This is a genomic window from Caballeronia sp. INML1 (assembly GCF_023631085.1).
GTDB lineage: Bacteria > Pseudomonadota > Gammaproteobacteria > Burkholderiales > Burkholderiaceae > Caballeronia > Caballeronia turbans.
In genome coordinates this window covers 35,448-57,374 of record NZ_JALQDT010000079.1, presented here as the reverse complement: position 1 = coordinate 57,374, position 21,927 = coordinate 35,448, and the positions used below count along the sequence as shown (strand labels likewise).

At 64.0% G+C, this 21,927-nt stretch carries 23 protein-coding genes and 1 tRNA gene; 9 read left to right on the top strand and 15 right to left on the bottom strand.

What is annotated here, in order from left to right:
* Window positions 1–130: 130 nt before the first annotated feature.
* The 4 genes from NCR38_RS31950 to NCR38_RS31935 all read right to left on the bottom strand — a co-directional run bounded on the left by NCR38_RS31950 (window position 131) and on the right by NCR38_RS31935 (window position 3,352).
* A complete protein-coding gene (locus NCR38_RS31950) occupies window positions 131–625 on the bottom strand; it encodes a ferritin-like domain-containing protein (RefSeq protein ID WP_061118424.1) in 495 nt (164 codons plus the stop codon).
* 144 nt (window positions 626–769) lie between these two features.
* Complete coding sequence (locus tag NCR38_RS31945; RefSeq protein WP_250478321.1) at window positions 770–1,885, bottom strand: PHB depolymerase family esterase; 1,116 nt, start codon at window positions 1,883–1,885, stop codon at window positions 770–772.
* 35 nt (window positions 1,886–1,920) lie between these two features.
* Window positions 1,921–2,346, bottom strand: a complete 426-nt coding sequence (locus NCR38_RS31940) for a hypothetical protein (RefSeq protein WP_061118547.1) — start codon at window positions 2,344–2,346, stop codon at window positions 1,921–1,923.
* Between the two features lie 97 nt (window positions 2,347–2,443).
* Window positions 2,444–3,352, bottom strand: a complete 909-nt coding sequence (locus NCR38_RS31935) for a LysR family transcriptional regulator (RefSeq protein ID WP_250478320.1) — start codon at window positions 3,350–3,352, stop codon at window positions 2,444–2,446.
* A 110-nt stretch (window positions 3,353–3,462) separates the two neighbouring features.
* Here NCR38_RS31935 and metE point away from each other — a divergent pair, with 110 nt between their 5' ends.
* Complete coding sequence (metE, locus tag NCR38_RS31930) at window positions 3,463–5,754, top strand: 5-methyltetrahydropteroyltriglutamate--homocysteine S-methyltransferase (RefSeq protein ID WP_250478319.1); 2,292 nt, start codon at window positions 3,463–3,465, stop codon at window positions 5,752–5,754.
* Window positions 5,755–5,791: 37 nt separating this feature from the next.
* On the opposite strand, the gene cobF is transcribed toward metE, so the two are convergent.
* The 3 genes from cobF to NCR38_RS31915 all read right to left on the bottom strand — a co-directional run bounded on the left by cobF (window position 5,792) and on the right by NCR38_RS31915 (window position 9,647).
* Complete coding sequence (cobF, locus tag NCR38_RS31925; protein WP_250478318.1) at window positions 5,792–6,562, bottom strand: precorrin-6A synthase (deacetylating); 771 nt, start codon at window positions 6,560–6,562, stop codon at window positions 5,792–5,794.
* Window positions 6,563–6,708: 146 nt separating this feature from the next.
* The gene (acnB, locus tag NCR38_RS31920) at window positions 6,709–9,294 is read right to left on the bottom strand and encodes a bifunctional aconitate hydratase 2/2-methylisocitrate dehydratase (protein ID WP_250478317.1); all 2,586 of its coding nucleotides are present in this window, start codon (window positions 9,292–9,294) and stop codon (window positions 6,709–6,711) included.
* Between the two features lie 119 nt (window positions 9,295–9,413).
* Entirely contained in the window at window positions 9,414–9,647 is a 234-nt protein-coding gene (locus NCR38_RS31915; RefSeq protein ID WP_250478316.1) for a hypothetical protein, read from the bottom strand.
* On the opposite strand from NCR38_RS31915, the gene NCR38_RS31910 reads away from it, so the two are divergent.
* The 5 genes from NCR38_RS31910 to NCR38_RS31890 all read left to right on the top strand — a co-directional run bounded on the left by NCR38_RS31910 (window position 9,646) and on the right by NCR38_RS31890 (window position 11,725).
* Window positions 9,646–10,089: an Hsp20/alpha crystallin family protein gene (locus tag NCR38_RS31910; protein ID WP_250478315.1), complete on the top strand. Its 444-nt coding sequence runs from the start codon at window positions 9,646–9,648 to the stop codon at window positions 10,087–10,089. The two genes, NCR38_RS31915 and NCR38_RS31910, sit on opposite strands and share 2 nt — an antisense overlap.
* Window positions 10,090–10,118: 29 nt before the next feature.
* Entirely contained in the window at window positions 10,119–10,526 is a 408-nt protein-coding gene (locus NCR38_RS31905) for an Hsp20/alpha crystallin family protein (protein ID WP_250478314.1), read from the top strand.
* Window positions 10,527–10,628: 102 nt separating this feature from the next.
* Window positions 10,629–11,192, top strand: coding sequence for an Hsp20/alpha crystallin family protein (locus tag NCR38_RS31900; RefSeq protein WP_250478313.1), 564 nt, complete (start codon window positions 10,629–10,631; stop codon window positions 11,190–11,192).
* Window positions 11,193–11,239: 47 nt separating this feature from the next.
* A tRNA-Lys gene (locus tag NCR38_RS31895) sits at window positions 11,240–11,312 on the top strand.
* Window positions 11,313–11,506: 194 nt separating this feature from the next.
* Window positions 11,507–11,725: a hypothetical protein gene (locus tag NCR38_RS31890; RefSeq protein WP_250478312.1), complete on the top strand. Its 219-nt coding sequence runs from the start codon at window positions 11,507–11,509 to the stop codon at window positions 11,723–11,725.
* A 164-nt stretch (window positions 11,726–11,889) separates the two neighbouring features.
* Here the strand turns inward: NCR38_RS31890 and NCR38_RS31885 are convergent, their stop codons facing one another.
* Both NCR38_RS31885 and NCR38_RS31880 read right to left on the bottom strand, forming a co-directional pair.
* Window positions 11,890–12,357 (bottom strand): hypothetical protein, encoded by a 468-nt coding sequence (locus NCR38_RS31885; protein WP_250478311.1) that lies wholly within the window; start codon window positions 12,355–12,357, stop codon window positions 11,890–11,892.
* 69 nt (window positions 12,358–12,426) lie between these two features.
* A complete protein-coding gene (locus tag NCR38_RS31880) occupies window positions 12,427–13,464 on the bottom strand; it encodes an SDR family oxidoreductase (protein ID WP_250478310.1) in 1,038 nt (345 codons plus the stop codon).
* A 165-nt stretch (window positions 13,465–13,629) separates the two neighbouring features.
* Here NCR38_RS31880 and NCR38_RS31875 point away from each other — a divergent pair, with 165 nt between their 5' ends.
* Window positions 13,630–13,884, top strand: coding sequence for a hypothetical protein (locus tag NCR38_RS31875; RefSeq protein ID WP_061118415.1), 255 nt, complete (start codon window positions 13,630–13,632; stop codon window positions 13,882–13,884).
* 68 nt (window positions 13,885–13,952) lie between these two features.
* Entirely contained in the window at window positions 13,953–14,156 is a 204-nt protein-coding gene (locus tag NCR38_RS31870) for a CsbD family protein (protein ID WP_250478309.1), read from the top strand.
* A gap of 180 nt (window positions 14,157–14,336) precedes the next feature.
* On the opposite strand, the gene NCR38_RS31865 is transcribed toward NCR38_RS31870, so the two are convergent.
* Genes NCR38_RS31865 through tauA form a run of 3 tightly spaced genes read right to left on the bottom strand, consistent with a single transcriptional unit; the run spans window position 14,337 to window position 17,186 of the window.
* Window positions 14,337–15,242: an ABC transporter permease subunit gene (locus NCR38_RS31865; protein WP_409241450.1), complete on the bottom strand. Its 906-nt coding sequence runs from the start codon at window positions 15,240–15,242 to the stop codon at window positions 14,337–14,339.
* On the bottom strand, window positions 15,235–16,053 hold the full coding sequence (locus tag NCR38_RS31860) for a taurine ABC transporter ATP-binding protein (RefSeq protein ID WP_250478308.1): 819 nt from the start codon (window positions 16,051–16,053) through the stop codon (window positions 15,235–15,237). The genes NCR38_RS31865 and NCR38_RS31860 overlap by 8 nt, the downstream gene beginning before the upstream one ends.
* A gap of 56 nt (window positions 16,054–16,109) precedes the next feature.
* Entirely contained in the window at window positions 16,110–17,186 is a 1,077-nt protein-coding gene (gene tauA / locus NCR38_RS31855; RefSeq protein WP_250478307.1) for a taurine ABC transporter substrate-binding protein, read from the bottom strand.
* A gap of 735 nt (window positions 17,187–17,921) precedes the next feature.
* Here tauA and NCR38_RS31850 point away from each other — a divergent pair.
* A complete protein-coding gene (locus NCR38_RS31850) occupies window positions 17,922–19,268 on the top strand; it encodes a sigma 54-interacting transcriptional regulator (RefSeq protein WP_250478306.1) in 1,347 nt (448 codons plus the stop codon).
* Here the strand turns inward: NCR38_RS31850 and NCR38_RS31845 are convergent.
* The 3 genes from NCR38_RS31845 to NCR38_RS31835 are packed head-to-tail and all read right to left on the bottom strand — an operon-like array spanning window position 19,262 to window position 21,910.
* Window positions 19,262–20,023, bottom strand: a complete 762-nt coding sequence (locus tag NCR38_RS31845) for an amidohydrolase family protein (protein WP_061118412.1) — start codon at window positions 20,021–20,023, stop codon at window positions 19,262–19,264. The two genes, NCR38_RS31850 and NCR38_RS31845, sit on opposite strands and share 7 nt — an antisense overlap.
* Window positions 20,020–20,781 carry a hypothetical protein gene (locus tag NCR38_RS31840; protein WP_250478305.1) on the bottom strand — a complete coding sequence of 254 codons (762 nt, stop codon included), beginning with the start codon at window positions 20,779–20,781 and terminating at the stop codon, window positions 20,020–20,022. Before NCR38_RS31840 ends, NCR38_RS31845 begins: the two co-directional genes overlap by 4 nt.
* Entirely contained in the window at window positions 20,774–21,910 is a 1,137-nt protein-coding gene (locus tag NCR38_RS31835) for an aminotransferase class I/II-fold pyridoxal phosphate-dependent enzyme (RefSeq protein ID WP_250478304.1), read from the bottom strand. The genes NCR38_RS31840 and NCR38_RS31835 overlap by 8 nt, the downstream gene beginning before the upstream one ends.
* Window positions 21,911–21,927: the final 17 nt, after the last annotated feature.

Sequence of the window (21,927 nt, the reverse complement as noted above, 5' to 3'; positions counted from 1 at the left end):
CGATCGGACGAGACTGCCGAATGAACCAAACCGCAGCGTCCCACTACGTTCTGACTGGTTTGGAAGCCTTCAAACGGGGCCGCGGAGCGGGCGCGAGCGAACCCCGCGCCCGACCGCCTTCTCGTAATCGTTATTTCCCGACCTCTGCTTCCGAAAGCTCTTGTTTGGCCAGCATTGTCAGCTTGGTGTCGGTGGCCTTTTCTTCTTCGAGCGTCTCCAGCAGCAGATTCATCCCCTGCTCGTAGCCCAGTTTCTTCGCGAGGGTCGCGAGCGTCCCGTACGTCGCGATCTCGTAGTGCTCGACTTTCTGCGCTGCTGCGATCAACGCGGCATCGAGAATCGGCCCCTTTTCGATCTCTTCGATCTGTTCTTGTCCTTCTTCGACGAGGCCTTCCATCGCGACGCACTTCACGCGCTTGAGTTTGATGTCGCAAGCCTCGACGACCTGGTCGATTCGCTCGACCTGACCTTGCGTTTCTTCAAGATGCGTCGTGAAAGCGGCGGCAAGTTCGGGATGGGTTGCGGCGCGCGCCAGCTTAGGCAGCGCCTTGGTCAATTGCTTTTCGGCGCTGTACACGTCGGAAAGGGCGTGGATGAACAGATCATTCAAGGTCTTGGCAGCCATGGGATTCTCCTGGAATAGGCGGATGTGCGGTGCACCCTGTCTCACCGCAATCGCCATGCCGTCGGATACCCAATGCCAACATTCACTACCGTCGCGCCGGGTATCGACATTCGATCCCGGCTGCGGTGTCAGTGCCCCGTGCGCTCAATGACCGCGCGGATGAGCAAGGAAGAAGCGCATCATTTCCGCGCTGGCGTCCGGCCCGGACGGATCGGTATAAGAACCGCGCGGGCTGCCGCCCGACCATGCGTGCGGTGCGCCATGGATGGTCCAAAGCTCCGCAGGCACGCCGTCTGACGACTTCAGATGGGCGACCGTATGCTTGCGCGCGCTTGCCGCCCCGGCTGACGGCTGGCTGGCCGCGGAGGCGTTCACGCTGAATCCGCGAACGAGGTCCCGACCGTTGGCCGGATGCACGGTCGTATCCGCATCGCCGTGAAACACGATGAGCGGGCACTTGGGCGCGTCCGCCGCGCGCGACTGTGCGCGGCCTTTGCCGCCACGCATCGCGGCGAGCGCGGACGGCAAATCGTGCGCGCTCGCGACAGGAAGACCCGAATGCACGCCTGCCGCAGCGTATAGATCGGGATAGCGTTGCGCCATGATTGCCGCCATCGCCCCGCCTGCCGACAAGCCGGCGATATACACGCGCTTCGAATCCACGTTGTGGCTTGCCATCACCTCGCGCGTGATGCCAGCGATCAGCGAAGGCTCGCCGCTCTCGCGGTTTTGATCGGCGGGCTTGAACCAGTTCCAGCATTTCGACGGATTCGCGCCCTGCGGTTGAATCGGATAGACGACGATGCAATCGTGTCGCTCGGCCAGCGCGTTCATCTGCGTGCCGGCGGCGAAGTCGTCTGCATCCTGTGTGCAGCCGTGCAGCATGACGATGAGCGGCAGCGGCTCATTGCGATAACCGCTCGGCACGTAGAGCTTGTAATTGCGCTGGCCTGCGGCGCCGGAGTAGCTGCGCGTGCTGAAATGCCCGCGATCTTCGACTTCGGGCTTGCTTGTGTGCGGCCTGGCACGGCCGAACTTTTGCAGGATGTCGGCGATGTGCGACGCCCTTGATTCTTCCTTCGCATCCCGCGCTGCGGGTGCTGCCGGTGCTGCGGACGCAGCCGGTGCTTCGGGCGCCGCGCTTGCCGGCGCGCCGCGCAAGGCGCGCTGAATCACCTCCGTCGCTGCGACGGGATCGCTCTCGCGAAAGTGCGCAAACGCTGCCTTCATCGAGTCCAGAAAACCTTCATTGAGTTTCATCTTATTTACCGTGTGTATGTTGTTCGATGCGGGCATTAGCGGATTCGATCCGCCAGCGCGGCCTTGACAGCCGCCGATGCATGCAATGCACCGCGCACCAGAATCGAGTCGATCGTTGCGAGGGCGAGTTCGGGCGATACGTCGTTGGCGATGCTGGCCAATCCGAGAACCTGGATATTGAGCCGCTCGTTCGCCGCGCGCACCGCTTCGAGATCCCGCCGGGAGAAGTACTGGAGGCCCAGCACCAGTTCGCGTCGCGTCACCGTTTCCTTGACGACCAGCGCGTGAACCGATAACTGGTTACGGATCGCCGTTCGGATCAGATCCGTCCGGTTCGAATAAAAGCCTTCTTCCACGAGCAGGTCGATCTGACCCAGGTCGACAGGACCTAGGTTGATCGTAATTTTTTCCGTTTCGCCGCCTCGGGAGCGTCCGGCGTCAAAACCTTCCTGTTTCGCCATATCCGTGATTTCCTTCCTGTTGCCATCCATATGGATGGTTATAGGCTGGTTAACGGGTGCGGTCAACTGTTATTTGCTCGTGCCTTCGGGCTCACCGTCACGCGCGGGCGCGCGACTGCGCCCAATCCGCCTCGCGCGCCAACGCGATGAATGCCGCCAGATAGTCGATAGACCGATCGGCCTCGCGCACGCCGAGGTAGATCTTTTTCGCGATGCCCTTCTTGCCGAGCTTGACCGGCGTGATCGGCATGCGGTCCGCATATTCTTCGGCGAGCCAGCGGGGCAACGCCGCCACGCCCCGCCCGCTTGCCACCATCTGCATCATGATGTCCGTGGTTTCGATCACCTTGTGACGTCTCGGCACCACATTTGCCGGCGTCAGAAACCGCGTGTAGATGTCCAGCCGATCCGTTTCGACCGGATAGGTGATGAGCACGTCGGACGCAAGCTGCTCAGGCATGACATAGTCCGCGCAAGCCAGCGCATGGTTTTCGGCCACGACCAGCACCTGCTCATAATCGAATACGGGTGAGAATTTCAATCCGTCCTTCCTGAGCGGGTCGGGCGTGACGAGCACGTCGATGTCGAAGGCGAAAAGCGCGCCGATGCCGCCGAACTGAAACCGCTGCTTCACGTCCACATCGACATCGGGCCAGCGGGCGAGATAAGGCGACACGACCTTCAGCAGCCACTGATAACACGGATGACATTCCATCCCGATGCGCAACGTGCCGCGCTCGCCCTGCGCATACTGCTTCATGCGCACTTCGGCCTGCTCGAACTGCGGCAACATGCGGTTGGCAAGGCCCAGCAGATAATGCCCCGCCTGCGTGAGCCGCATGCTGCGGCCCTCGCGCGTCCAGACCGGCGTGCCCAGTTGCTGCTCCAGCTTCTTGACCGTGTGACTCAAAGCGGACTGCGTGAGATTCAGCACGTCGGCTGCGGCGGTCAGCGAGCCCTGCTTTTCGACTTCCCGCACGACCATCAGATGGCTGCGTTCCAGCATCGCCGCTCCATGAAGAAAGTTAATCGAAGTATGAAAACAATCCATTTTTATTCATACGTCAAAAATTCTATCATCGGCAACGATCTATTCTTTACGGACGACATCGCACGATGGTCACGACACATAACCTGGGATTCCCGCGCATTGGCGCGAAGCGTGAACTGAAGTTCGCACTCGAAAAGTACTGGAAAGGCGAATCGTCGCGGGATGCGCTGAAGGCCGAAGGCGCCGGGCTCCGCGCGCGCCACTGGAAGGACCAGGCGCATCTGAACCATGTGCCCGTCGGCGACTTTGCGTTCTATGACCAGGTGCTCGATATGAGCTTCACGCTCGGCAACCTGCCGGCGCGCGTGCGTGGTTTTCACGGCGATGCGCTGGACAACGCGTTCCGCGTCGCGCGCGGCCGGTCGGCGCAGGACGCGCAAGACCACGCCGCATGTTGCGGCGGCGTCGCGGCTGGCGAGATGACCAAGTGGTTCGACACGAACTATCACTACATCGTGCCGGAGTTCGAAGCGGACACGCAGTTCCGGCTCGACGCGTCGCGCCTCATCGAACAACTCGGCGAAGCGCGCGCTCAGGGCGTGAATCCGAAGCCCGTCATCATCGGCCCGGTGACGTATCTGTGGCTCGGCAAGGCGAAGGATGACAGCGACAAGCTCGCGCTGCTGCCGCGCATTCTGCCGGTATATGCCGCGCTGCTCGATCACTTCGCGGCGCAAGGCGTCGACTGGGTGCAGATCGACGAACCGGCGCTCGTCACCGAACTGGATGCGAAATGGCGCGATGCGTTCGTCACCGCCTACGATGCGCTGTCGGCGCGACGTGTGCGCCTGTTGCTCGCAACGTACTTCGGGCAATTGCAGGACAACCTCCCGCTCGCATGCAAGCTGCCGGTCGACGGCCTGCATATCGATGCGATCAACGCGCGTGATGAGATCGATGAAGTCGTGAGGCACCTGCCCGAGACCGCGATCGTGTCCATTGGCGCGATCAACGGCCGCAACATCTGGAAGAGCGACCTCGATGCGACGCTCGATTGGCTGGAGCCTTTGCATCGGCAACTCGGTGAACGCCTCTGGATCGCGCCGTCGTGCTCCCTGCTGCATGTGCCGGTCGATCTGAACAGCGAAGTCACGCTCGACGCCGACATCAGATCATGGCTCGCCTTCGCGCTGCAAAAGCTCGATGAGTTGAACGTGCTGGCCCGCGCGCTGAACCACGGCCGCGGCTCGGTCGCCGATGCGCTCGCGGCGAACGCCGCCGCGATCGAGCGCCGTCGAAAGTCGCCGCGCGTGAATAATCCCGCGGTCAAGGCCGCGATCGCGAAGATCGACGCAGCCCTCGGCAAGCGTCAGAGCGCCTACGAGCAGCGCGCGAAGAAGCAGGCAGCCATCCTCGGCCTGCCCGCCTTTCCCACGACGACCATCGGCTCGTTTCCGCAGACGGGCGAGATCCGCCGCGCGCGCAGCCGGTTCAAGGCGGGAGCACTCGATCACGCCGGCTACCAGGCCGCGATGGAGCGTGAGATCACGCGCGCCGTGAAGGAACAGGAAGCGCTCGGTCTCGATGTGCTCGTGCACGGCGAAGCCGAACGCAACGACATGGTCGAATACTTCGGCGAGCAGCTCGATGGCTACGCGTTCAGCCAGTTCGGCTGGGTGCAATCGTATGGCTCGCGCTGCGTGAAGCCGCCGATTCTCTTCGGCGACATCAGCCGACCGAAGGCGATGACCGTCGAGTGGATCGGGTACGCCGCATCGCAGACGAACAAGCCGATGAAGGGCATGCTCACCGGTCCGGTGACGATCCTCAACTGGTCCTTCGTGCGCGACGATCAACCGCGCTCGGTGTCGTGTCAGCAACTCGCGCTCGCGATTCGCGAGGAGGTGCTCGATCTCGAGAAGGCTGGCGTGCGCGTCATCCAGATCGACGAGGCCGCGCTGCGCGAAGGCCTGCCGCTGCGCCGCTCGCAGTGGAACGAGTACTTGCGCTGGGCGGTCGAGTCGTTTCGTATCACGGCCAACGGCGTGCGCGACGAGACGCAGATCCACACGCACATGTGCTATTCGGAGTTCAACGACATCATCGCGTCGATCGCGGAGATGGATGCCGATGTCATCACCATCGAAACATCGCGCTCCGACATGGAACTGCTCGACGCGTTCAATGACTTCGAATATCCGAACCAGATCGGGCCGGGCGTGTACGACATTCATTCGCCGAACATCCCGAGCGAGACGCACATCGTCGATCTGATGAAGAAGGCGGCGGAGCGCATCCCCGCCGAGCGCTTGTGGGTGAATCCCGATTGCGGCCTGAAGACGCGTCAGTGGGATGAAGTCATTCCCGCGCAGAAGAACATGGTCGCGGCCGCACGAAGCCTGCGGCAGGGCGCCTGATCGTCCGACGCGGATCGAACTTCACTGCTGTTTTCGTTCAGTTTTTCGGCTGCGTTCGTCGCTTGAGGAGATACGTGTCCATGATCCAGCCGTTGCGTGCGCGTGCCTCGGCGCGCACGCGTTCGATGTCGTCCATCACTTCGCGCAGCCGGCCCGCTATGAGAATCTCGTCATCGGTGCCCACGTAGGCGCCCCAGAATATATCGAGATCCTCATCCGCGACCTGTCGAAACGCATTCTGCGCGTCGAGCATCACGACGACGCTATCGACATTCTTAGGAAAACCTTCGGCGATGCCTCTGCCGTTCGTGATCTCGACTGCGCGCCCGATCGTGTTGAGCGCGACACGATGTTTCGCCGCGAGCGCCTGAACGCTGCTGATGCCCGGAATGACCTCATACTCGAACCGATGCCGTCCGCTGCCGGCGATGGCTTCGACGATGCGCATCGTGCTGTCGTAGAGCGACGGGTCGCCCCAGACGAGAAATGCGCCGCATTCGCCGTCACGCAGTTCTTCCTCGATCAGGCGCTCGAACACGATCTGCTTCTCGTGATTCAGCGTTTCGACTGCATCGACATAGCTCGCGACGTCCCGCTGACGCTCGGGGCTCGTTGCCTCGACGATGCGATAGCCCCGCTCCTTGACGTATCGCTCGATGATTTCCTTGCGCACCTGGACGAGCTTCGCCTTCGATACGCCCTTGTCCATCACGAAGAACACGTCGGCCCGGTTCATCGCATTGATCGCCTGAACGGTGACGTATTCCGGATCGCCTGCGCCAATTCCGATGATGAGGATTTTCTTCACTGATTGCTCCAGGTTGCCGTGTATCCGCAAGAACTCCAACGGTACTCATGTGATGCGAGGCGCGTCAATCTCCTCGTCCCGAAAAGAAGAACGGCGCCGCAGGCTTCAGCCCGCGGCGCCGTTGCGTGGCGCTACGACAAGAACACTTACACGTTCACGGTGTCGGCCACTTCCTTGAAGTCCTCGATCTGATCGAAGTTCATGTACTTGTAGATCTTGTCGCCGTCCGCGCTGAGCACGCCCATGTCGGCCATGTACTCGTCCCTGGTCGGGATCTTGCCTAGGCGCGAGCAGATCGCCGCAAGTTCCGCCGAGCCGAGGTACACGTTCGTGTTCTTGCCCAGACGATTCGGGAAGTTACGGGTGGAGGTCGACATGACCGTCGCGCCTTCGCGCACCTGTGCCTGGTTGCCCATGCACAGCGAGCAGCCCGGCATTTCGGTACGCGCACCGGCGGTGCCGAAAACACCGTAGTGGCCTTCCTCGGTCAATTGCTTCTGGTCCATCTTGGTCGGCGGAGCCACCCACAGCTTGACCGGGATGTCGCGCTTGCCTTCCAGCAGCTTCGACGCGGCGCGGAAGTGACCGATGTTCGTCATGCACGAACCGATGAACACTTCGTCGATCTTGGCGCCGGCGACTTCCGACAGCGTCTTCACGTCGTCCGGATCGTTCGGGCAGGCCACGATCGGCTCGTGGATGTCGGCCAGATCGATCTCGATGACGGCTGCATACTCGGCGTCGGCATCCGGCGAAAGCAGTTGCGGATCGGCCAGCCACTGCTCCATTGCGGTGATGCGGCGCTGCAGGCTGCGCGGGTCCTGGTAGCCCTGGGCGATCATCCACTTCAGCAGCGTGACGTTGCTGTTGAGATATTCGATGATCGGTTCCTTGTTCAGGTGCACCGTGCAACCGGCGGCCGAACGCTCGGCGGACGCATCCGACAATTCGAACGCTTGTTCGACCTTCAGCTCGGGCAGACCTTCGATTTCGAGGATGCGGCCCGAGAAGATGTTCTTCTTGCCCTGCTTCGCAACCGTCAACATGCCTTGCTTGATGGCGTACAGCGGAATGGCGTTGACGAGGTCGCGCAGGGTCACGCCCGGCTGCATCTTGCCCTTGAAGCGGACGAGCACCGATTCAGGCATATCGAGCGGCATCGTGCCGGTGGCCGCCGCAAAGGCGACTAGGCCCGAACCGGCGGGGAAGCTGATGCCGATCGGAAAGCGGGTGTGGGAGTCGCCGCCCGTGCCCACGGTGTCGGGCAGCAGCATGCGGTTCAGCCACGAGTGGATCACGCCGTCGCCCGGACGCAGCGCGATGCCGCCACGGGTGCTGATGAAGTTCGGCAGCGTCTGGTGCGTCTTCACGTCCACCGGCTTCGGATAGGCGGCGGTGTGGCAGAAGGACTGCATGACGAGGTCGGCCGAAAAGCCCAGGCACGCCAGATCCTTGAGTTCGTCGCGCGTCATGGGGCCCGTGGTGTCCTGCGAGCCGACCGAGGTCATCTTCGGTTCGCAGTACGTGCCCGGCCGGACGCCCTGGCCTTCCGGCAGGCCGCAGGCGCGGCCGACCATCTTCTGGGCGAGCGAGAAGCCCCGGCCGCTGTCGGCGGGCTGCTGCGGCAGGCGGAACAGGGTCGATGCGGGCAGACCCAGCGCTTCTCGTGCCTTGGCCGTCAGTCCGCGACCGATGATCAGAGGAATGCGGCCGCCGGCGCGCACTTCGTCGAACAGGACTTCGGACCTGACCTGAAACTCCGCGATCACTTCGCCGTTCTTGAGCGCCTTGCCTTCGTACGGGCGCAGTTCGACCACGTCGCCCATTTCCATCTTCGACACGTCGAGCTCGATCGGCAGGGCGCCGGCGTCTTCCATCGTGTTGTAGAAGATCGGGGCGATCTTGCCGCCCAGACACACGCCGCCAAAGCGCTTGTTGGGGACGAAGGGAATGTCTTCACCGGTGAACCACAGCACCGAGTTGGTGGCCGACTTGCGCGAGGAGCCGGTACCCACCACGTCGCCCACGTATGCGACCAGATGGCCCTTTTCCTTCAGTGACTCGATGAACTTGACCGGGCCACGCTTGCCGTCTTCTTCCGGGGTGATGCCGGGACGGGCGTTCTTCAGCATGGCCAGCGCGTGCATCGGAATGTCCGGGCGGGTGGTCGCATCCGGGGCCGGCGACAGGTCGTCGGTGTTGGTTTCGCCCGTCACCTTGAAGACGGTGATGGTCAGGCTTTGCGGCACTTCCGGGCGGCTGGTGAACCACTCGGCGTCGGCCCAGCTTCGAATCACGGCGCGGGCGTTGGCGTTGCCCTTGTCGGCCAGTTCCTTGACGTCATGGAACTGATCGAACATCAGCAGGGTGTTCTTCAGCGCATCGGCGGCCACGACGCCCACTTCGGCATCGGACAGCAATTCGATCAGCGGCTGGATGTTGTAGCCGCCCAGCATCGTGCCGAGCAGCTCGGTGGCGCGGGCGCGCGAGATCAGCGCGCAGGCCGTTTGACCCTTGGCCACGGCGGCCAGGAAGCCCGCCTTCACACGGGCGGCTTCGTCCACGCCGGCGGGCACACGGTGGGTAATCAGATCGACCAGGATCTGCTCTTCGCCGGCGGGCGGGTTCGTCAGCAATTCGACCAGTTCGGCGGTTTGCTGGGCGGTCAGCGGCAGAGGAGGAATGCCGAGCGCTGCGCGTGCGGCTACGTGAGCACGAAAATTTTCAAGCATGGGGGACCGTTGTATTGCGTTTCAGGGAAAGGCTTTCCAGACACACCGAGGCTGTTCCGGGCACCGCGTTCATCGCCATTCTAATTTAAGGTCGCGGACAACGTCAAACGTCTTATGTCTTATGTCTTATATAAGAGTTGCCAAGCGGCTTTGAACGGCAGTTGATTTTGTGCAAAAAATCGCCTTGCCCCCTTGAAATTTCCGCTCCCGAAACTATCTTGAATTTCGCTCGGACAGTCGCGCCGGCAGTCCGGCGCGCTGCGTGTTTCGATTTGTTTGCCTGCAGCACGGCAGACGGACTGGAGCGCGTAAGCCAGTTCGTTTCCTGCTGCTTGAAAGGAGGAAATGACCATGAGCGATCTCTTCTTCGGGACCGACCTTTTCAGTGAGTTCGACCGTCTGCAACGCCAGATGGCGAACGCCTTCGGCGGTTTCCCTTCCAGCATCCGTTCGGGGCGCTCCGGCGCCTTTCCGCAGGTCAACATCGGTTCGACCGACGATTCCATCGAGATCGTCGCGTTCGCGCCGGGTGTCGATCCGAAAAGCTTCGATGTATCCATCGACAAAGGGCTGCTGAACATCAGCGGCGAGCGCGGGACTGCGCGACCGGAAGCAGCCGGCGACGACACGCGAACGTATGCGCAGGAACGGTTCGCCGGTGCCTTTCGGCGCGTCATTGAACTGCCGGACCATGCGGACCCCGACAAGGTCGCGGCACAGTACATCAATGGCTGTCTGATTGTGAGCATCGGCAAGCGAGAGATGTCGAAGCCGCGGGCCATCACTGTTCAATGAAACTTGTCGCAGGATTGAGGACTGACATCATGAACGACACGACCGAACTTACCCGGAAAGACGAAACGGCGATGACCCGGCGCGAAGACGACTCGTCGCCACGCCGGATCACGCTGACGCCGCCCGTGGACATCTTCGAGGATAGCCAGGGCGTAACCCTGTGGGCCGATCTGCCCGGCGTTACAAAAGACCGGCTCGACGTGAAGGTCCACGATGGCAACCTGTTCATCGAGGCCGAGGCGGCGGTATCCACGCCCGCGGGTCTGCGCCTGCAACACGCCGAGGTTCGCCAGCCTCACTTTGCGCGGGCGTTCTCTCTTGGCGGCGACCTGGATGCATCGAAAATCGATGCAAGCCTGAAGGACGGCGTGCTGAAGCTGACGATCCCGCGACGGGATGAAGCTCGTCCGCGCCGGATCGAGGTACGGACGGACTGAAGGCGAAAGCAGGGGGTAGCGGCAAGGGGATCATCGGTGGCGGCGCGTCAGCCGCCACCCTCCGATTCGGCTCGCTTGCCGTGCATCCTGAAGGAGGAAACGATGAACACCGATCCAAAAAAGTGGAATCCATTCAAGTTTCTTCGCGGGGCGGTGCACAAGTCCGAGGCGCAGAGCCCGGAAAGCCCGCCGGAAAACGAACAGTGGCGTGCCTCGTGGCCTGACCTTCCGCGGCTGTTCTCCCGCGAGCCGTGGCGGGCAGTGGAGGAGTTCCTTCATGACCCGTTCGCAGGTCGTGGCGCGTTCGAGCGATGGTTTGGCGACTTCAGTTCGTCGCGCTTCCAGCCGCGCATCGACGTGGTCGACGAAGGGAAAGTGCTGCGCGTCACCGCTGAACTGCCAGGGATGGAACGCGATGACGTCACTGTGAGCGTCGAGGACGGAGCGATCGTACTGCGCGGTGAGAAACGGCAGGACGTTCGCAGCGAGGAGGACGGCTGCTATCGGCTCGAACGAGCCTATGGACGCTTTATGCGCACGATCCCGATGCCGGAAGACGCCGACCCTGACCACGCTCTGGCCAAATTCGATAACGGTGTGCTGACGCTGACCGTGCCGAAAACGGAGCCGGCACGATCCGCGAGTCGGACTATTGATATTGGATGAGCGGAACGCGCGAAGTGGCGGGATGACGACCGATGTCGAGTGCGTCCGGGCCGTTAGCTCAGATGGTAGAGCAGCGGACTTTTAATCCGTTGGTCACTGGTTCGAATCCAGTACGGCCCACTCGGATCGGGTTTCGCTGTTTGCGTCGTCCTTCCGCGGCGATGCACCCGTGATCCCGCTCGATGCCGACCACGACCATGCGTGAAACCTGCCGTCGATTCCTTCGCATGAGCCGCGCCGGGTACGCATGATGCTTCTCTGCCTTCAAATGAGGGCTCATCGCTTCTCACCCGCCGTCTGACCAGGAGCGCACCATGAAGGCTTCCAACCGCATCAAAATATCGCTGATCATCGCATTGACGGCGTGCAGTTGTCTCACGGCGGGCTGCAACCGCAACCGCACGACCGTCACCACGGGCAACGCGGCCAGCGACACCGCGGCGGCTGCGCCAGCGTCGGGTGCATCCGGTCCGGCTGCGGCGAGCTTCCCTGCTACGGCCGCCAGCGACACGCCCTCGGGCGCCAGCCAGTAGCGCCTAGACACTGGGCCACGTCTAGCGATTGCTGATCAACGGACAGATCTCCAGCGCGCCAAGAGGCATCAACGAAAACCCGCCACAAGCGACGCACAAACGACCATGCGGCATGGACGCCCAACGCGCCACCGGAACAGCGGTCTCATCCGTCGAGGGGGAGGCTATGCCCGCTGCCGCAGCAACGCCGCGAGCGCGAAGCCCGCACCGAGCGCGACATAAGTCAGCCCCAGCGAGCCCTTCGACAGGTGGCTCTCGAAACCTGGCGTGAGACGCTTGGGCACGACGTGATAATCGACGACGTAGGCCACGACCGCAGTCGTTGCGGCTGCGTTCGCGATGCTCGCCCCCCCGGATCGCCGGTATCCGCGCTCGCACAGCGCTTCAAACAGCACGCCCCAGAAGACCGCGCTGCCCATATGAATCGCCGCGCCGAGGCCCGTGTACTTCGCGCTCGGCCTCCTTCGCCATGATGCGTCGCGCCACAAACAATGCGTGACGGCGTTCATCGCCGCGTACGGCCCGTGCCCCTTGTGCATCGCGCCGGCGGACGCGACCGCTGCCGACGCCAGTCCGGCAGCGGAGCCGGAGCCTATCGCGCGGATGAGTAATTCCCGGATGTGCGTTTGCATGCCATGCCTCCCTATCTCTCGACCGGCTTTGCGCCGTGACGCTGCCGAATCAGCCTTCCCGACGCCGCTTCAGAACGCCGATATGCGATGCCCTTTGGCCTCGCGCAGGTAGCGCCCCGCTGCCGCGACCAACATGACGCCCGCGATCCCGATGAGCGCCGCGCGCGGGCCTGCGGCGAGCGTGTAGGCATCGGTGTAGAAGCTGCGTTCGCGCACCCTGCCATGACGTCCCGAACGTTCGCGCAGATCCGCGCCGCCGCGATCGAGCGCGTCGCCGTCGCGACGTGGCTCGTCGGTAAGTTGTGCCTTCACGCCGAGCTTGCTCAGTATGGCGTCGTAGACGCGCGGCGCCGAGCGCCCGAACCACGCCATGCCGCGCGATGCGCCGCCTGCATATATGTCGCGTGTCGGATGCACGGCCGCATGCAGAATCGCTCGCGCGACGACATCGGGCGCATAGACGGGCTGAGGCAGTTTGGGCTGCCGGTCGAGATGATTCCTGGCGTGCTCGACGAACAGCGTGTCGACGCCAGCGGGCTTGACGAGCGTCACCGATACGGGCGCGCCTTCATTGGCGAGTTCGATGCGCAGCGCATCGGTATAGCCTTTCACCGCATGCTTCGAGGCCACATATGCGCCCTGCAGCGGAACGGCGACATCCGACAATTCACTGCCCAGATTGATGAGCGCCCCGCCTTTCTCACGCAGATGTTGCACGGCGATCAGCGATCCGTTCACGACACCCCAGAAGTTGGTGTCGAAGAGCTTGCGTTGCTCGTCAAGCGGCACGTCGGCGCAACGTCCGTAAATCGACACGCCCGCATTGTTGATCCAGGTGTCGAATCCGCCGAAGCGCTGGATCGCGGCATCCGCGGCCGCCTGCAGTTGCGTCCGGTCGCCGACGTCCGCCACGGCATGCGCGACGCGGTCGTGAGCGTCCCGCGACAACTCTCGAACGAGTTCCGTGAGCGCTGTCTCATCACGCGAGACGAGCATCAGGCGAGCGCCGCGTGTAGCGGCAAGGCGCGCGGTGACGAGCCCTATCCCGCTTGTCGCGCCTGTAATGACGATGACCTGCTCGTCGAGCGATTTCAGTTTGATTCGCATGGCATACCCGCGTTTCGTTGAGGATTGCCTTGATTCAGCATGACGTGTGCCCCCTGACTGCCTGCGCCTGACAAACCCGCTTCCGCGCTGCAACACGCCGGGGACGTGGGCATATCCGTTGCTTGGAAGTACGACGCAATCCCATCCGACGCAAAGGAGCAGACGATGCAAAACGAACCATCCGATCCCGTCGAGCGCGCGGACGAACGCCGCAAAACGCTCGGCGAAGGCGATGTAAAAGAGAAACGCGACGGCACCATCGAGCAGCGAGAGCACGGCAACATCGACCCGAGCCTCGTGCCGAAGGGCAAGGAACATCCCGACGAGGGTCCGTACGCACCCGAACACGATCACGTCGATCCGGATCTCGAACCCGCGAGCCGCAGCGGCAGACCAGGCAAGTCCGACAATGAAGCCTAGGCTCACGACGAGCGCTTCGGACATCGCAGGACACACCGCCGATTCACATACGAACCACGGAGCACACGATGAACCGCGATCAAAAGGAAGGTATCGAGGAACAGATCAAAGGGTGGACAGACACGGTAATCGGAACCGTCACCGGCAATGAAGACCGCAAGGTAAAGGGCGATGTCGAGATCACCAATGGCGCGAATCGAAAGGATTATGGTGATCAGAAAGACAACATCGAGAAAGGCGTCGAGGACCCGGGAGAGCCGACCAATCAGTAACCTTCGTCGGGCCTCGACGACACGACGAGGTCGATGATCCGGCGGCACAGTCGATGCTTAAGCTGTCGCAGCGCACCGCGACGGCCATTAGCCACTGTACGAAACGGCCAGGCGCAATGCGCGAACATGCAGGCGCTTGCGGGCGTAGCGAAGCAGCGCCCGCATTCGCCGGTACAGCACTCACACCCGCCCTTTCCACGGCACCATCGCCTTCTCCAGATACCGCATCAGCAGATCGAAGCACAGCGCGAAGAAGCCGATGACGATGATCCCCATGATCACGACATCGCTCGCCAGAAACTCCGCCGCGTTCAGCACCATGAAGCCGAGGCCGCGCGTCGATGCGACCATTTCCGCGGCGACGAGCGTCGTCCAGCCCACGCCGATGCCAATGCGCATTCCCGTAAAGATCTCCGGCAGCGCCGATTTGAGAATCACGTGGATGACGACCTGCGTGCGCGTCGCGCCCATCGAATAGGCCGCGTGAATCTGCTCGATCGAGACCGAGCGCACGCCCGCGCGCGCGGCAATGGCGAGCGGCGCGAAGATCGCGAGATAGATCAGAAAGACCTTCGAGAACTCGCCGATGCCGAACCAGATGATGATGAGCGGCAGATATGCGAGCGGCGGCAGCGGCCGATAGAACTCGATAGGCGGATCGAACACGCCGCGCGCATGCCGCGAGACGCCCATCATCACGCCGACCGGAATCGCCGTGGCGCAGGCGAGCGCGAACGCACCGAATACGCGCAACAGGCTCGCCGCGATATGTTCGGTGAGCGTCGAGTTGGCGAAACCTTCGCTCGCCACCGAGACGAACTTCGCAAACACCGCTTGCGGCGACGGCAGGAACAGCGGCTTGACCCAATGCATGCCGGTGATCAGAAACCAGCCGGCCAGCAGCACGGCGACCGTGACGATGCTCATCGCAAGGCTGCTGCCGTAGCCCGGCACGCCGAAGGTGTCGCCCGGTTTCACCGGCTTCTTCTTCGACCGTCGCGCGGGTCTGCCGGGCGGTCGCCGCGATGCGCCGATCTCCCGTTCGATCGCGGCAGCGGGCACCGTCATCGATACGCGCTTATCCATGCTGAATCTCCTCGGCAGCCTGATGCGCTGCGCGTTCGTCGCCGTAGATGATGCCGAGCACGCGCTCACGCATCTCGATGAAATCGGGACTCGACTTGATCGCGCGCGCATCGCGCGTGGCGAGGAAGCGGCGGTTGAAATCGAGATCGTAGCTATGCGTGATGCGGCCCGGACGCGGCGACATCACGATCAGGCGGCTCGCCAGAAAAAGCGCCTCCTCCACGCTGTGCGTGATGAAGAACAGCATCTTCTGCGTGCGCTGCCAGACATCGAGCAGCAGTTCCTGAATGGTCTCGCGCGTGAGGGCGTCGAGCGCGGCCATCGGCTCGTCCATCAGCAGCATCGCGGGATCGCAGGTCAGCGCACGGGCGATGCCCACACGCTGCTGCATTCCGCCCGACAACTGATAGATCATGTGCTTGTGGAAGTCCTGAAGGCCGACCAGCGCGAGGTTGCGCTTCGCGATCTCCTCACGCTGCGCCTTCGGCACGCCCTGCAACTTCAGTCCGAAAGTCGCGTTGTCGAGCACGTTGAGCCACGGCAGCAACGCATGTTTCTGAAACACGACGCCGCGATCGGCGCCCGGCCCTTCGACCGCCCTGCCGCCGAGCAACATCTCGCCGGACGACGGCGCGATGAAGCCCGCCATCAGCGAGAGCAGCGTCGTCTTGCCGCAACCCGACGCACCGAGCGCGACGACGAATTCGCCATCACCGATCGTGAGATCGATGCCATCGAGCGCATGCACGCGCTCGCCCGGGCGTCGTCCGGGAAACACCACACTGACGTTCTTCACCTGCATGCAGCTCATATGTCCTCCCGGACGCGGATATGGCAAGGGCGCGCGGCGCGTGCCCGCAGTCGGACTCACTTCAGCTTTTCAGCCGCCTCGACGTATTCGGCCGTCACGTACTTCGAATAGTCCGGCAGCACCGCGTTGACGCGCTTCTGCTGCTTGAGGAAGTCCGCCGTGTCCTTCAGCGCGAAGGCCGCGCGGCTCGCTGCACCGCCGCCCAGCCACTGCTTCGACGCCTGCTCCTGCGCCGACGGATAGCCGTACAGCGCGAGCGATCCCGGCACGTCGGCCGGCGTCCCGCCGATCGTCTTCGCGATCGCCGCGGCCTGCTGCGACTGCGCGCTCCACCTGGACGGATCGCTGCGATATTGCTGATCGAGATCGGAAATAGCCTTGACGAACTTCGCCATGAAGTCCTTGTGCGCCTCGCCCCATGCGCGATCGACGGCGATGCCATCGAAGGTCGGCTTGCCGAGCCTCGACAGGTCGCCCGATGTGATGAGCACCTTGCCGTTCTTCTTCAGTTGCGAGAGCGCCGGGTCCCACACATAAGCGGCATCGATGTCGCCGCGCTCCCATGCCGCCGCGATCTGATTCGGCTGCATGTTGAGAATCTTCACGGAGGACGGATCGATGCCCCAGTGCTGCAGCGCAAACATCGTGTGATAGTGCGTCGTCGAGACGAACGGCACGCCGATGGTCTTGCCCTTCAGATCGGCCGGCTTCTCGACGCCCGAGCCGTTGCGCACGACCATCGCCTCGGCCTCGTTGATGTTGTCGAGAATCCAGAAGAGCTGCGCATCCACGCCCTGACTCACGGCGGCGGCGAGCGGACTGGAGCCGATCACGCCGATCTTGACGTCGCCTGACGCCATCGCGGTCGCGACCTTCGCGCCCGATTCGAACTGACGCCAGTTGATCTTGTAGCCCGTCGCTTTGGCGATCGAGCCATCGGCGATGCCGACGACCCACGGATCGACGATCTGCTGGTACGCGATCGTCACTTCCTTGTCTTCGGCATGGGCTGCCTGTGCGACGCCCCATGCACACGCGGCGATCGCAAGCGAGGCCAGCGCGCGCGCCGGCGCGAACGTTCGAAGCAGCTTGCGGGGCAACCATTTCAAGCCGGAGACGCGGATCGTTTTCATGAGCTTTCCTGGAGAAGTGGAGGATGGGAAACGCCTTGCGCGCGGCATTCCCTTTTCCGGTGCAGGCTCGTTGCGCGTGCAGCGAACCGGTGACCGAGTATCCACAGCGAAAAATCCGGAAAGTTAGTGCCAGACGGGACCAATCGTTGGGTCCACATTCGAGTCGGCCGCCGATGCGGGCACGAAAGACCGGGCCGCGCCGTTTCACGAAGCAAGTACTGAAAACCCGCGCAGCCCGCGTTTGAAGACGTTATCCGCCAGGATCACGCACTTAGCGGTCATTGATACGGATAACGAATTCATTCGGTTTCGCGCCCCTCGGCGTATTAGCGGACGATTGTGCGCTAACCCTCACGTAAAGCGCTTTCGTTCAACAGGACAGCGCAAACGTTTCCTACGATACGCATACACGAAAGCTGCTCGACCGGCTCCGATACACACGCGTCGGCATCACAACGCGACCGCACACTCAAAGCGGGAACCATCCTTCGGGCATTGATCAATGTGGGCAGAGGCACGCGCGCCGTGTTCAGGCACGGCGCGTCCTTGCCTTGCTGCCCGATCGCGGGCGCATGCATGGCGCATGACAGCCGGCCGAATGCGAGGTTCACATGCGAAACACGCGGACATTTCCCGACAAGCGCATCGCGCGGGGCACGCACACGGCACGCGTTCGCGCGTTGACAGAACCCGAGCCTCGCTGAGCCCGCAAGACCACTTGCCGATGTGAACGCGATGCGCATCGTTCTGCATCACGACGATCCGCGCGCGCTCGATGCAGCGTTGCGCGAGCGCGGCGTCCCTGACGAAGTCGAAATGGGTTCGACGGGCGAGGGCCCATACGTGGTCGTCGTGATCGCGCAGGGCAACCGGGTCGCCGATGCGGCCGCGCGCTGGCTGCGGCGCCATCCGTTGCCGGAGGGCTTCATCGTCGGATGCACGCCGGCCACGCGCGCCGACTGCCAGCCCGAGGCATGGTGGCCCGCGTCGCTGTGCGACATGGTGCTTGCCCGCGATGACGACCTGCTGCTCGATGAAATCGCGCGACGCGTCGCGCGTCTCGCGGAGATGGAGTCGATCCTCGATTCGGAATGGCTGCGCGAGCGCGCAGTCGGCACGTCGACGATCTGGCGCAACACGCTGCGCACGGTGGCGGAAATCGGCCGCTTCGGCGACGGCGCTTGCCTGTTGCTCGGCGAAAGCGGCTGCGGCAAGGAGCTGCTCGCCCGCCTCGTGCACGATCTCGATCCGGTGCGAAGGCGCGGGCCGTTCGTCGTCGTCGATTGCACGACGCTCAGCCCGGAACTGTCGGGCAGCGAGCTTTTCGGTCACGCGAAAGGCGCATTCACGCACGCCGTCTGCGCGCGCGATGGCGCCGTCGCAATGGCCGACGGCGGCACGCTCTTTCTCGACGAAATCGGCGAACTGGAGCCGCGTTTGCAAGCGCGTCTGCTGCGCGTGATTCAGGAACGCACGTACAAGCGCATCGGTGAAGACGTGTGGCGCAAGTCGGACTTCCGTCTCACCTGTGCGACCAATCGGGACCTCGAAGGCGAAGTGCTCGCCGGGCGCTTTCGCAACGACCTGTACTTCCGCATCGCGCGATGGACCGTGCGCGCGCCGAGTCTCGCCGAGCGGCGCGACGATATCCCGCTGCTCGTCGCACACTTTCTCGCCGAACACGGCGATGCCGCGCCGCAGGTCATGCCCGAAGTAATGCAGCGTCTCGTTGCGGCGGACTATCAGGGCAACGTGCGCGAGCTGCGCAACGTCGTGCTGCGCCTCGCGGACAGGCAGCGCGGCTTTCGGGTGCTGAGCACCGGCTGTCTGGGCGACGCCTTCACGCCCGGCGCGCCCTCCGTCAGCGTGAGCGGATGGGAACAGGCGCTCGCGCTCGCAATCGAAGGCGCGCTCGACGCCGGACTCGGGCTGAAGAACATCGGGCAGATTGCGGAGACGCTTGCCGTGGAACTGGCCGAGCGTCGCGCCGGATCGACGAGCCGCGCGGCGGAACTCTTGCGCGTCACGCCGCGCGCGCTGCAGTTGCGTCGTCAGATGCGGCCGTCCGAAGCAGGTCAGTGAGCGGCCGCGCGCGGCGCCGCCATGACGCGCGAGCGCGCGAGGAGGCGCATCGCATTGCCGCCCGCGATGGCGTCGAACGCTTCGCGCGACGGCTCGAGTGCGCGGATCTTCGCGAGTTCGAGCCCCGGATGCAGCCACGGGCCGTCGGTGCCGAAGAGCAGCTTGCGCGGCCCCGCGCGATGAAACGCTTCTTCGAGCAGATCGAAGCGCCGCACGCCGGACGTATCGGCATACAGATTCGGATATCGAACGATGAGATCGATGACGCGCCGCTGCGCGGCCCAGTCATCGGCGAAGCTGCCGAGATGCGCGAACACGAACGCGACATTCGGATGCGTTTGCGCAAGCAGCTCCAGCCCGCCCGTTTCGCCGCCGGGATCGTAGAGAACGGGCAGATTCCAGCGTTGCGCGGCATCGCAGACCTGCCGATGAATGCGCGCGTCGTGCCGATGCACCTTGATCCCGCGCAGGCCCAGCATCAGCACGGCTTCCTCGATCATGCGATGAATGCGCTCGCGGTCGCGCTCGGCATGCACCATCGCAAAGCCGATCCAGCGCTGCGGGTCCGCGCGCACGATCGCCGCGACATCGCGGTTGCCGCGCGCGTAGTCGGACTGAAACACCGGCAGCAGCACCGAACGCGCGATGCCCGCGCGTGTCGCGCGGCGCGCGTAAGCGGCGAGCGGCGCGGTCGTGTCCCACGGACCGGTCATGCCGTCGCCCTGGCCCGCGTGTACATGGAAGTCGATGATCATGGCGCGAGCTCGAAAATTCCACCCGGCTTGCGGAATGCCCGGTTTCCCGGGGCCTTTTCGTAGGTTCCGAACACTGTCGGCAGCAGACCGTTGATATCGAGCCCGCGCTTGCCGATTCGCATGTCGCCATGCAGCTTCGAGTTCGTCAGGCCGCGGCCCAGCGTCCTCACGAGCGCGTGCTCGACCGCCGCCGCCTGTTCCGGCGAGCGCGTATTGGCCACCCACACGCCGAGGCCGGCGCCGTGCTGCGTCGCATACAGGCGATGCATGCGCATGCGCCCGGCGAGATCGAGCGACTTGCCCACATAGCGAGGCTTGCCGCCGCGCGTCAGGATATAGACGCCTTTTCCGCGCACGTTCTTCGCGGCGCTTTCGAGACTGTCGTAAGGCGTCCATGCGAGCGTGATGTTCGCCGACTTCGGCATCGATTCGAAGTCGATCCCGAAACCTCCGGCTTCCTGCTCGTGCACATGCGCGCCCGGCGCGACCGCAAGCGCGACGATCTCCATCGCATCGCGCTTCTGCCGCGCGAGAAAGCACGCGCGACAGCACGCGCCCGAGCTTTCGAAACGCACGATCCCGCGATGAGGGTCGGCGCTCACGCGCCGTGCGCGCCGCAGCAGGATCTGCATGTCCTGCCCGAGCGTGCGCGAGCTCATGCCTGGCGGCGTGCGCCGCGCCTGCGCGACGAGCCGCATGAGCCGGCGCATGCGCCACGGCGCGAGCTCCAGTGTGTGTCCGTCCGCGGTCTTAAACATGCTCGATCTCCGTAGATGCTGTAATGCGCCGCGCGACACCCCTCGCAGCGGGAAGGCGCGGCGCGAGCGACGCGATCGCGTCGAGCAGCGCGTCGATGTCCGCGACGCGATGATCGGCCCGCGCGATCACGATCAGCGCGTAGCCGCCGCCGCGCTGACGCAGCAGCGCGGTGCGCATGCCGCGCGCGATCAAGCCCGCATGCAGCGCGAGCGCGCGTTCGTCGCTCGCGAGTTCGAGCCGTTGCAGCGGATGCCATCGGCCCGACACATGCAGATCGGGCACGGCGAACCGCGCGAGCGCGCGCAGCCCGTCATGCAGACGATGCAACCGATGCAACAGCCGCAGCCGCAACCGTGCGCCCGCGCGGCGGTTGATCGCGAGCGCGTCGAGCGCGGCGAGCAGCGCCACGGCGCTCGCGGGACTGCAATGCGATTGCGCGGGGCCATCGCGGGCAATATCGTTGATCAGCGCCGCCGGCCCGCACAGCGTCGCGAGCGGCGCGCCGAAGGCCTTCGCCCACGACGCGAGCAGCAGCACCGGCTGCGTCGACGGCGCTGTCAACGCGGCATGCCGCAAGGCGCCGCCGCCGCCCTGCCCCCACGGACTGCGCGACGATGCGCGCTCGCCGGTCAGCCCGAGCACCTGACTGTGATCGACGAGCACGAGCCCCGCTTCGCGCCGTACCGCGTTCACGTATCGTTCGATGGGCGCGGGCACGCCATTGCCGACGGTCGCATCGGTGACGACGGCGGGCGGGCGAGCCGCCGCGCGCCGCGCGAGCTTATGCGCGAGATCGGCGGCGTCGCCGTGCCTGAACCACGTTACCGGCACGCCCCGGCCCATCATCCGCTCGAGCGCCCAGCGCATCACCGGATACAGCGCGTCGTCGGCGATCAGCGCATGCGTGCGGCCGAGCCGGTCGAACGCATCGATCGCCAGATGCAGCGTCGATGCGCCGACCATGCCCGCTTCCGTGCCCTGCAGCGACGCGGCATCGGCGGCGACGCGGCGGGCGAGCGGCGCGGCCGCCAGCGCGGCGGGCAGCCCGGTCGTGAGCGCGTCCCACGCGCCGAGCGCGCCCGCCGGATGCCGCATGCCGAGATACAGCGCGGAAGCGAAGTCGATCATCGCGCGCCCCTCTTCTC

Excerpts from the sequence above, each read along its gene's own strand:
- NCR38_RS31950 (WP_061118424.1), bottom strand. The coding sequence starts at position 625 with ATGGCTGCCAAGACCTTGAATGATCTGTTCATCCACGCCCTTTCCGAC.
- NCR38_RS31945 (WP_250478321.1), bottom strand. The coding sequence starts at position 1,885 with ATGAAACTCAATGAAGGTTTTCTGGACTCGATGAAGGCAGCGTTTGCG.
- NCR38_RS31940 (WP_061118547.1), bottom strand. The coding sequence starts at position 2,346 with ATGGCGAAACAGGAAGGTTTTGACGCCGGACGCTCCCGAGGCGGCGAA.
- NCR38_RS31935 (WP_250478320.1), bottom strand. The coding sequence starts at position 3,352 with ATGCTGGAACGCAGCCATCTGATGGTCGTGCGGGAAGTCGAAAAGCAG.
- metE (WP_250478319.1), top strand. The coding sequence starts at position 3,463 with ATGGTCACGACACATAACCTGGGATTCCCGCGCATTGGCGCGAAGCGT.
- acnB (WP_250478317.1), bottom strand. The coding sequence starts at position 9,294 with ATGCTTGAAAATTTTCGTGCTCACGTAGCCGCACGCGCAGCGCTCGGC.
- NCR38_RS31910 (WP_250478315.1), top strand. The coding sequence starts at position 9,646 with ATGAGCGATCTCTTCTTCGGGACCGACCTTTTCAGTGAGTTCGACCGT.
- NCR38_RS31915 (WP_250478316.1), bottom strand. The coding sequence starts at position 9,647 with ATGGTCATTTCCTCCTTTCAAGCAGCAGGAAACGAACTGGCTTACGCG.
- NCR38_RS31905 (WP_250478314.1), top strand. The coding sequence starts at position 10,119 with ATGAACGACACGACCGAACTTACCCGGAAAGACGAAACGGCGATGACC.
- NCR38_RS31900 (WP_250478313.1), top strand. The coding sequence starts at position 10,629 with ATGAACACCGATCCAAAAAAGTGGAATCCATTCAAGTTTCTTCGCGGG.
- NCR38_RS31890 (WP_250478312.1), top strand. The coding sequence starts at position 11,507 with ATGAAGGCTTCCAACCGCATCAAAATATCGCTGATCATCGCATTGACG.
- NCR38_RS31885 (WP_250478311.1), bottom strand. The coding sequence starts at position 12,357 with ATGCAAACGCACATCCGGGAATTACTCATCCGCGCGATAGGCTCCGGC.
- NCR38_RS31880 (WP_250478310.1), bottom strand. The coding sequence starts at position 13,464 with ATGCGAATCAAACTGAAATCGCTCGACGAGCAGGTCATCGTCATTACA.
- NCR38_RS31875 (WP_061118415.1), top strand. The coding sequence starts at position 13,630 with ATGCAAAACGAACCATCCGATCCCGTCGAGCGCGCGGACGAACGCCGC.
- NCR38_RS31870 (WP_250478309.1), top strand. The coding sequence starts at position 13,953 with ATGAACCGCGATCAAAAGGAAGGTATCGAGGAACAGATCAAAGGGTGG.
- NCR38_RS31865 (WP_409241450.1), bottom strand. The coding sequence starts at position 15,242 with ATGGATAAGCGCGTATCGATGACGGTGCCCGCTGCCGCGATCGAACGG.
- NCR38_RS31860 (WP_250478308.1), bottom strand. The coding sequence starts at position 16,053 with ATGAGCTGCATGCAGGTGAAGAACGTCAGTGTGGTGTTTCCCGGACGA.
- tauA (WP_250478307.1), bottom strand. The coding sequence starts at position 17,186 with ATGAAAACGATCCGCGTCTCCGGCTTGAAATGGTTGCCCCGCAAGCTG.
- NCR38_RS31850 (WP_250478306.1), top strand. The coding sequence starts at position 17,922 with ATGCGCATCGTTCTGCATCACGACGATCCGCGCGCGCTCGATGCAGCG.
- NCR38_RS31845 (WP_061118412.1), bottom strand. The coding sequence starts at position 20,023 with ATGATCATCGACTTCCATGTACACGCGGGCCAGGGCGACGGCATGACC.
- NCR38_RS31840 (WP_250478305.1), bottom strand. The coding sequence starts at position 20,781 with ATGTTTAAGACCGCGGACGGACACACACTGGAGCTCGCGCCGTGGCGC.
- NCR38_RS31835 (WP_250478304.1), bottom strand. The coding sequence starts at position 21,910 with ATGATCGACTTCGCTTCCGCGCTGTATCTCGGCATGCGGCATCCGGCG.